We start from the raw sequence: 8,124 nt of genomic DNA, 5'->3' as shown, positions 1-8,124 counted from the left end.
ACCGGCCCGGCCGATCTCTCGCCCGAATGGGAGCTGCTGCGCGGCCGGATTTTCGGCACCCGGCCGATCACCACCGGTGCTGCCAGCCGCGTGCAGTTGATCGCACCGCTGCGTGCCGCCTACGGCGCAGCGGTGCCGGTGAAGATCGTCTCGCAATTGCCGCAGACGCCGGAGCTGTACGTGAAGCGCATGCACCTGCTCGTCGACAAGAACCCGTCGCCACTGGCTGCCACGCTCGAACTGACACCGGAAGTCGGCCAGGCCGATTTCGAGACGCGTCTGCGGGTCGACGAGTACAGCCACGTGCGCGTCGTCAGCGAGCTGTCGAACGGCGAGCTGCACATGGACTCACGCTACGTGAAGACCTCCGGCGGCTGTTCCGCGCCGCCGAACCGTGACACCCCCGAGCTGATCGGCAGGACGATCTTCAAGCTTCCCGGGCCACCGACGATGGACGCACCGACCACCGCCGATGTGACGGTGATCCACCCGAACGACACCGGCTTCGAGCTGAACAACGTGACGGTGATGTTCATCCCGTCGTACTTCGTGCGAACCATCGCCGTGAGCTATGCGGGCCGGAAGATCTTCGATGCCGATCTCGACTTCTCGATCAGCGAGAACCCGACCTGGCGCTTCAACTTCGTGCCGCATGGCCCGGGCGAGCTGCGCGCCGAGGTCTCCGACTCGAAAGAGCAGCATTTCACCGGCTCGCTGAAGGTCGGATGATGGCGAGCCCCCGCCTGGGTCGGCTGTTGGCACGCGTTTTCTGTGCCGCGTTGCTCACACTGCTTGGCGCCGCCACGCATGCCCTCGGCATCCCGCCCGCTTACGAACCACTGGTCGTCGAACCTGGCGGCGGCCCGGAGCGCGCCGAGTTCGATCTCGGGCCGGCGCTGGCGCGTGCCCAGCGCGAGAACAAGCGTCTTTACGTCTACCTCGGCGCGAGCGACTGCCCGTACTGCCGACGCTACGAGAACTTCCTCGGCAAGCATGCCGGGGAACTGGTGTCGCACTTCAAACCCTGGATCGTCGTCGACCTGCGCAGCACGCTGTCGACGACGGCGAACAAGCTGTTCATCCGCGTGGGCAACAAGTCCCTGCCCTACCTCGAGTTCCAGCGTTCAATCGGCGACGAGCGCACCCGCATGCTGGTCTATCCCAGCGTGTGGTTGTTCGACCCGCAGCTCAAGCCGCTGATGCAGATGCCCGCAGGCACAGGCACCTTCGAGACCGTCGAGGAACAGCTCGAAATCTTGCAACTGGTGCAGTAGCGCAGCGGTCGCGCCAGGCGGCTGACTGGCTTGCCGAAAGTCCCACCAGCTTGCTCGGCCTGGCGGGGCCACAGCGCGGCGGCGCATGCGCGGTGACGAACGCCGGCGTGAGTTGAGGCTGCGCCCCATCTCGATGGATGCCAATCGGCGCCCCCGCCTCTCGATGCCACGTGACCGGAGCGTGACGCCTGTGCGGCCAACCCAGTCGTGCCAAGATTCAGCACTTTTTGATTTGGACGATGGCCAAATACTTCTGGACTAAACGGCATTGTGAATCCGGTTCTCGCTGGGTATCGTTTTTCCATCGCAACTCAACCAATGGAACGAACCATGAAAACCGTCCTCATCACCGGCTGCTCTTCCGGCTATGGCCTGGAGACCGCCCGCCACTTCCACGCCAAGGGCTGGAACGTCATCGCTACCATGCGTAGTCCGCGTGAAGACGTCCTGCCCAGGTCGGACCGCATGCGCGTCATCGCGCTGGACGTCACGAACTCCGAGAGCATCGCCGCCGCGCTATCGGCTGCGGGTCCCATCGACGTGCTCGTCAACAACGCAGGCATCGGCGTCATCGGCGCCTTTGAAGCCACGCCGATGAGCACTGCTCGCGAAGTCTTCGATACCAACACATTCGGTGTCATGGCCATGATGCAGGCGGTGGTGCCCCAGTTCCGCGAGCGTGGCGCCGGCGTCATCGTGAACGTGACGTCCAGCGTCACCCTTGCCTCCTTCCCGCTCGCCGGTGTCTACACGGCCAGCAAGACGGCCGTGGAAGGCCTCACCGGCTCCGTCGCCCATGAGCTGGGTGCCTTCGGCATTCGCATCAAGCTCGTCGAGCCTGGCTATGGCCCCGGCACGCGCTTCACCGAGAACGGCGGCGCCCGCATGCAGGGCCTGATTCCTGAGGCCTACCGGCCCTTCGCCGACCCCATCTTCACGGCGTTCGCGAACCCCGGCCCCGTGACGACTGCGGCTGATGTCGCAGAGATGGTGTGGCAGGCCGCCCACGACACATCCAACCGCCTGCACTTCGCCGCAGGCCCGGACGCCGTGGCCCTGGCACTGGCCAAGGCCGCGTAAACCGACCGCTCGTTGAGCCGCTCACCCAGCGCCCCAACGCGCCTGACGCGCGAGACCTATGCTGCAAGGTGTGTCCAATGACCGTCCCAGACGAGCGACGTGCGATGAGTGACCCGCTGACCCAAGTCGTCCACCTGCTGCAACCGCGCGCCGTCTTTGCCAATCTCATCAGCGGCAAGGGCGACTACGCGGTGCGCTACGCCGAGTATGGCCAGCCGAGCTTCTGCATCATGTTGAAGGGCACCTGCAGGCTCGCCGTCGACGGGCACGAGGAAGTGACCCTCAATGCAGGCGACTTCGTGCTGCTCCCTTCCACGCCACCTTTCACCATCTCCAGCTTCACGCCGGCGCCGCTACCCGTCCACATCGACCCGAAGACAATGCCTGGCGGTGCGGGCGAGCGTCGCTACGGCACGCCGGGAGGCGAGCCCGAGATGCTGTCGCTTGGGGGCGCCTTCCTCTTCGATTGCGCCAACCCGAAGCTGATCGTGTCGCTGCTCCCGGGCGTCGTGCATGTACCGGGCGCGACTCGCCTGGCGCAGTTGGTGCAGATGCTGGGCGACGAGTACATGGACCCAAGGCCAGGCAACGAGTTCATGCTGTCGCAGCTGGCAGGCATGATGCTCATCGAAGCCATGCGGTGGAGCACGACAGGTCGTGCGCCTCCGGGTTTGCTGTGCGGCCTGGGGGACGAACGCCTTGCGCCCGCGCTGCAGCAAATGCATGCGCAGGTGGATCGACCCTGGACAGTGGGCGAGCTCGCGGACGTCGCAGCCCTCTCGAGGTCGGCGTTCTTCGACCGCTTCAGCCGGACCGTCGGCGTTCCGCCGATGGCGTACCTGCTGTCCTGGCGGATGGAGCTTGCCAAGCAGCTGTTGCGCAAGGACCTGGCAATTGCGGAGGTGGCGGAGCGTGTCGGCTATGCCTCCACAAGCACGTTCAGCACTGCCTTCAGCCGCCACGTCGGGAAGGCGCCTCGGCTGTACGCCCGAGAGGGAAGCTAGGTCGACGATGCGCTCAGCCGGCGCGAGTTCTTTGCGTCGCGGAACACCAGCGGATGTTCGGCGACAGTCGCCAGGCCAGCCTCGGCGCGTTGCACAGCCTCCTGCACCAGGCCGTGGTGCGGGCTCTTCACGCACACCGGGTCGGCCACCGTCGGATCGTGCGCGATCAGATACGCCTGGCAGCGGCATCCGCCCAGGTCTTCCTCGCGGTGTTCGCAGCTGGCACACGGCTCCTTCATCCAGCCGGTGCCGCGGTAGCGGTTGAAGCCTTCGGAGTCGAACCAGATGTCGCGCACCGAGTGCTCGCGCACGTTCGGGAAGCTCAGGCCGGGCAGCATTTTCGCGGTGTGGCAGGGCACGGCGGTGCCGTCGGGCGTGACGGTCAGGAACATGCTGCCCCAGCCGTTCACACACTTCTTCGCCTTGCCCTCGTGGTAGTCGGGGGCCACGAAGAAGATGCGCATGCGGTCGCCCAGCTTCACGCGCCAGGCATCGGCCACGGCTTCTGCGTGCTGCAGTTGCGCACGCGTGGGCAACAACGCATCCCGGTTCTTGAAAGCCCAGGAGTAGTACTGCGTGTTCGCGAGTTCGAGGTACTCAGCGCCCAGCTCGGCCGCCATGCCGATGATGCGGTCAATGTGGTCGATGTTCAGGCGGTGCAGCACCACGTTCATCACCATCGGCCAACCCTGGTCCTTGATGGTCTGGGCCACCCGGTTCTTCAGCTCGAAGGTCTTGGTGTGCGAGAGAAAGTCGTTCATCTCGCGGGTCGAGTCCTGGAACGAGAGCTGCACATGGTCGAGGCCGGCGGCCTTGAGCGCACGCGCCCGCTCCACGGTCAGGCCGACGCCTGAGGTCAGCAGGTTGGTGTAGTAACCCAGGCGACGCGCTTCGGCGACGATCACCTCCAGGTCATCACGCAACAGCGGCTCGCCGCCCGAGAGGCCGCATTGCACGGCGCCGAGTTCGCGGCCTTCGCGCAGCACCCGCAGCCAGTCGTCGGTCGACAGCTCCTCGGGCTGGTTCGCGAAATCGATCGGGTTGTAGCAGAACACGCAGTGCAGCGGACAGCGGTAGGTCAGCTCGGCGAGCAGCCACAAGGGTGGGCCAGGCGTCATGACAGCCCCTCGTCCGATGAATACATCGGCCGATCCCCCGGGGGGATGCGGGCCGGCTTGGGAGCGGCCCGGCGCTCGGCCCGCAAAGGATGTTTCATGGCGTTCATTCCCAGGTCAGCCACTTCTGCTTGCCAGCGATCTCGACGAACGACAGCACCTCGGGCCCGAGACCCTTGGCATTGAACGCCAGCTCAAGTTCGCCGACGATTGCCTCGATGCTGCGTTCGCCGTCGCAGCGCAGCATGATCTCGCCGGCGCTGCCGTTGAGCTTGACCATGCCCTCGGGGTACAGCAGCACATGGCAGTTCTGCGCCGGCTCCCACTGCATGCGAAAGCCAGCGCCGATGCGCGGCCGGATGGACGTCGTCAGCGCCGTCATGCCGACACCCCGTACTTCAATGCGATCGCATCGTTCATGGTCCACAGGATGTCGAGCTTGAACTGCAGCACCTCGAGCGCGCGCTCCTGCGCAGCGCGGGTGCTGAAGTGCGCGAGCGTGACCGAGAGGCCCTGCTCGACATCGCGCCGCGCCTGGCTCACGCGGCTGCGGAAGTAGTGCAGGCCTTCGGACTCGATCCACGGATAGTGTTCGGGCCAGGTCGCGAGACGCTGCTTGTGGATCTCCGGCGCGAACAGTTCGGTCAGCGACGAGCACACCGCCTCCTGCCAGGGTGCGCGACGCGCGAAGTTCACGTATGCGTCGACCGCGAAGCGCACGCCGGGCGTGACGTGGCGCTGGTCGGTGACCTCCTCGCGACTCAGGCCGACCGCCTCGGCCAGGCGCAGCCAGGCTTCGATGCCGCCGGCATCGCGGACGCCGCCGAGCTCGAAGCCGTCGTGGTCGAGGATGCGCTGCACCCAGCCGCGCCGCACGGCCGGATCGGGGCAGTTGGACAGCACCGCAGCATCCTTGACGGGAATTGCGATCTGGTAGTAGTAGCGGTTCGCCACCCAGCCCTGCACCTGCTCGCGCGTGGCGCGCCCGCCGTTGAGCATCAGGTTGTACGGGTGGTGGATGTGGTACGCGCGACCGCGTTCGCGCAGCTTCGTTTCGAACTCGGCGGCACCCCAGGCGGGCGCATCGGCGGGCACGGCTTCGCGCCGCGCTTGGAGGATCTCGGCCTTCATCGGCACCTCAGAGTTGGATCAGCATGCCGTCTTCGCAGACCTCGATGCGTGCAGCAGTCAGCGCCGCGCGCTCGTCGGAGTCTTCGTCGAGGATGGGGTTGGTGTTGTTGATGTGGATCAGGCAGCGCCGCGTGTGCGCCGGCAGCTTCGCGAACCACTCCATCATCCCGCCGGGGCCGGACTGCGGCAGGTGGCCGATGTCGCGCGCGGTCTTCTTGCTCAGGCCCAGGCGCGGCATCTCGTCGTCGGTCCAGAAGGTGCCGTCGACCAGCAGCGCATCGGCACGGGCCATCGCGTCGAAGACCGGTGGTGTGATCGCGCCGAGGCCGGGCGCGTAGAACACGGTCGCGCCGGTCTTCTCGTCGCTGATCAGCATGCCGATGTTGTCGCCTTCCACCGGGTGCTCGCGGTGCGGCGAATAGGGCGCCGGCTTGCTCGACAGCGGCAGCGCGCGAAAGCTCAGGCCAGCGACACCGGCCACACGAAACGGCGTGCCATCAAGCCCGATGCGATGCCGCTCGACACCGCAATAGTGGCCGAGCACACGCAGGATCGGGTTGCCCTGGCTCAAGTCCTCGGCGACCGGGTCGGTGCACCACAGCGGCAGCGGCGAGCCGCGCTCGCGCAGCATGAACAGGCCGGTCGCATGGTCCACCTGTCCGTCCATCAACACAACGCCGGCGATGGCGGTGTCGCGCAGCGCGCGCGCGGGCTGCAGTTCGGGGCGGGCGCGGACCTGCTCAAGGATGTCGGGCGAGGCGTTGAAGAGCACGCCGTCCGAGGCATCGTCAGGCCGCACGAAGATCGACGACTGGGTGCGCGGCTTGCACCGCACACTGCCCGACCGGACGCCGGCGCAGTTGCGGCAATTGCAGTTCCATTGCGGGAAACCGCCGCCGGCGGCAGACCCGAGCACGCTGATGCGCATTGTTTGTTGGACACCGGAAAGGCGCGCGCTTGCGCGTGCCTTGAAAGAGGAAGGCACCGAGCCACGCCTGCGCGCAGCGCCGGTGCCGGGTTCGTCAGCGGGCGCTGACGTACATCGTGATCTCGAAGCCGAAGCGGAAATCAGCGGCGGTCGGGGTGGTCCATTGCATGGCAAGTCTCCGGAAGTGAATGACACGCAGGCCGGTCGACCTGCGCAAGGATGCAGCTTGCATCCCATGGTGAAGGATCGCTCCCCAAGCCTCTGCGCGCCAGTCGCTGCACCATGATTCGCGCCTCATGATTTTCATGATTGCGACCGAGGGTCGACCCGGTTCCTGCGTCGTTCGCGAATGTGTTGGCGGATCGGTGGTTACCATGGCGCGTGCTCACCTTCCCGACCTGCGGGGCTCCGCCGCCCACGCCATGACCTTGCGCCTGAAGATCAACCTGATCGTCGGCGCGCTGACGATCCTGTTTGTCGCGGCCGTGCTCGCGCTGCAGCTGCGCAGCATGCGCGAGTCGGTGCACGAGGAGGTGGTGGCCGCCAACCGCGTCGCCACGCAGCTGCTGCAGCGCAACACCCTGCTCTATGCGGCCCAGGGCACGCCGGCGATGCTCGCCTACCTGCAGGGCATTGGCCGCGTGCGCTCGAACGACATCGTGCTGTACGACGGGCAGGGCCAGGTGCTGTACCGCTCCCCGGCGTCCACCTACAAGGCAGGCCGCGATGCGCCCGACTGGTTCGAGCGGCTGATCGCACCGGCACCTTCGGTGCAGTCCATCGTTTTCCCCGGCGGCAAGCTGGTGACGCAGTCCAACGCATCGCGCGCCGCGATCGACGCCTGGGACTACCTGCTCGTGCTCGGCGCCGGTGCGGCGGTGCTGCTGGCCGTCGTCAACGCGCTGGTGTTCTGGCTGGTCGGACGCACGGTGCGGCCGTTCGGGCAGATCGTCGGTGCACTCGAGTCGCTGGAGGCCGGTCGTTTCGACGCGAAGCTGCCGCCGCTGCCCGGCGCCGAGGCGAGCTTGATCGGCGCGGCCTTCAACCGCATGGTCGGCCGCCTGCGCCAGAACATCGAGACCGAACGCCGCGCCGCGCTGGCCGAGAGCCGGCTGGTCGACAACCGCGAACTCACACGCTGGATCGAGCGCCAGCTCGAACAGGAGCGGCGCCTCATCGCGCACGAACTGCACGACGAGCTCGGCCAATCCATCACCGCGATGCACAGCATGGCGATTTCGATCGCGCAGCGCGTGCGCGGCCTCGATGTGCAGGCAGAGCAGGCGGCGCGCACCATCGCCGACGAGTCGTCGCGCCTCTACGAGGCCATGCACGGCATCATCCCGCGCCTTGCGCCGCTGATGCTGGACAACTTCGGCCTCGCAGACGCACTCGGGGACCTCGTCGAACGCACGCGGCGCAGCCAGCCAGGCGCAAGCATCGAGCTGCAGGTGGGACTGGGCGATGCGAGCCTGGCGGCCGATGTCGCGCTGGCGCTGTACCGCGGCGCGCAGGAAGCCGTGACGAACGCGCTGCGACATGGCCACGCGACGCACATTTCCGTGTCGATGCGGCGCGAGGCCGACGCCGCG

The 8,124-nt window shown here is 66.8% G+C and carries 10 protein-coding genes; 5 read left to right on the top strand and 5 right to left on the bottom strand.

The window, feature by feature from the left end:
• From FKP22_RS14475 to FKP22_RS14460, 4 genes are all read left to right on the top strand, one after another.
• On the top strand, nt 1-729 hold a 729-nt coding region (locus FKP22_RS14475), incomplete at its 5' end, for a quinoprotein dehydrogenase-associated SoxYZ-like carrier (protein WP_141288183.1).
• Nucleotides 730-779: 50 nt separating this feature from the next.
• On the top strand, nt 780-1,274 hold the full coding sequence (locus FKP22_RS14470) for a thioredoxin domain-containing protein (RefSeq protein WP_231012081.1): 495 nt from the start codon (nt 780-782) through the stop codon (nt 1,272-1,274).
• 330 nt (nt 1,275-1,604) lie between these two features.
• The gene (locus FKP22_RS14465) at nt 1,605-2,354 is read left to right on the top strand and encodes an SDR family oxidoreductase (RefSeq protein ID WP_141288181.1); all 750 of its coding nucleotides are present in this window, start codon (nt 1,605-1,607) and stop codon (nt 2,352-2,354) included.
• Between the two features lie 104 nt (nt 2,355-2,458).
• Complete coding sequence (locus tag FKP22_RS14460; protein ID WP_141288180.1) at nt 2,459-3,358, top strand: AraC family transcriptional regulator; 900 nt, start codon at nt 2,459-2,461, stop codon at nt 3,356-3,358.
• On the opposite strand, the gene pqqE is transcribed toward FKP22_RS14460, so the two are convergent.
• The 5 genes from pqqE to pqqA form a co-directional block, all read right to left on the bottom strand.
• Nucleotides 3,355-4,476 (bottom strand): pyrroloquinoline quinone biosynthesis protein PqqE, encoded by a 1,122-nt coding sequence (gene pqqE / locus FKP22_RS14455; RefSeq protein WP_141288179.1) that lies wholly within the window; start codon nt 4,474-4,476, stop codon nt 3,355-3,357. The two genes, FKP22_RS14460 and pqqE, sit on opposite strands and share 4 nt — an antisense overlap.
• A 103-nt stretch (nt 4,477-4,579) precedes the next feature.
• On the bottom strand, nt 4,580-4,855 hold the full coding sequence (pqqD, locus tag FKP22_RS14450) for a pyrroloquinoline quinone biosynthesis peptide chaperone PqqD (RefSeq protein WP_141288178.1): 276 nt from the start codon (nt 4,853-4,855) through the stop codon (nt 4,580-4,582).
• Entirely contained in the window at nt 4,852-5,604 is a 753-nt protein-coding gene (gene pqqC, locus FKP22_RS14445) for a pyrroloquinoline-quinone synthase PqqC (RefSeq protein WP_141288177.1), read from the bottom strand. Before pqqC ends, pqqD begins: the two co-directional genes overlap by 4 nt.
• 7 nt (nt 5,605-5,611) lie before the next feature.
• The gene (gene pqqB, locus FKP22_RS14440) at nt 5,612-6,532 is read right to left on the bottom strand and encodes a pyrroloquinoline quinone biosynthesis protein PqqB (RefSeq protein WP_141288176.1); all 921 of its coding nucleotides are present in this window, start codon (nt 6,530-6,532) and stop codon (nt 5,612-5,614) included.
• A gap of 94 nt (nt 6,533-6,626) precedes the next feature.
• Nucleotides 6,627-6,701, bottom strand: coding sequence for a pyrroloquinoline quinone precursor peptide PqqA (gene pqqA / locus FKP22_RS14435; protein WP_141288184.1), 75 nt, complete (start codon nt 6,699-6,701; stop codon nt 6,627-6,629).
• A 253-nt stretch (nt 6,702-6,954) separates the two neighbouring features.
• On the opposite strand from pqqA, the gene FKP22_RS14430 reads away from it, so the two are divergent.
• On the top strand, nt 6,955-8,124 hold a 1,170-nt coding region (locus FKP22_RS14430), incomplete at its 3' end, for a HAMP domain-containing protein (RefSeq protein WP_141288175.1).

The organism is Ideonella azotifigens, from assembly GCF_006519715.1.
Taxonomy (GTDB): domain Bacteria; phylum Pseudomonadota; class Gammaproteobacteria; order Burkholderiales; family Burkholderiaceae_C; genus Ideonella; species Ideonella azotifigens.
This window is presented reverse-complemented; position numbering and strand designations above follow the sequence as displayed.

Bases quoted from the DNA above. Each gene is read 5' to 3' on its own strand.
- FKP22_RS14460 (WP_141288180.1), top strand. From the start codon at position 2,459: ATGAGTGACCCGCTGACCCAAGTCGTCCACCTGCTGCAACCGCGCGCC.
- pqqD (WP_141288178.1), bottom strand. From the start codon at position 4,855: ATGACGGCGCTGACGACGTCCATCCGGCCGCGCATCGGCGCTGGCTTT.
- FKP22_RS14465 (WP_141288181.1), top strand. From the start codon at position 1,605: ATGAAAACCGTCCTCATCACCGGCTGCTCTTCCGGCTATGGCCTGGAG.
- pqqB (WP_141288176.1), bottom strand. From the start codon at position 6,532: ATGCGCATCAGCGTGCTCGGGTCTGCCGCCGGCGGCGGTTTCCCGCAA.
- pqqC (WP_141288177.1), bottom strand. From the start codon at position 5,604: ATGAAGGCCGAGATCCTCCAAGCGCGGCGCGAAGCCGTGCCCGCCGAT.
- pqqE (WP_141288179.1), bottom strand. From the start codon at position 4,476: ATGACGCCTGGCCCACCCTTGTGGCTGCTCGCCGAGCTGACCTACCGC.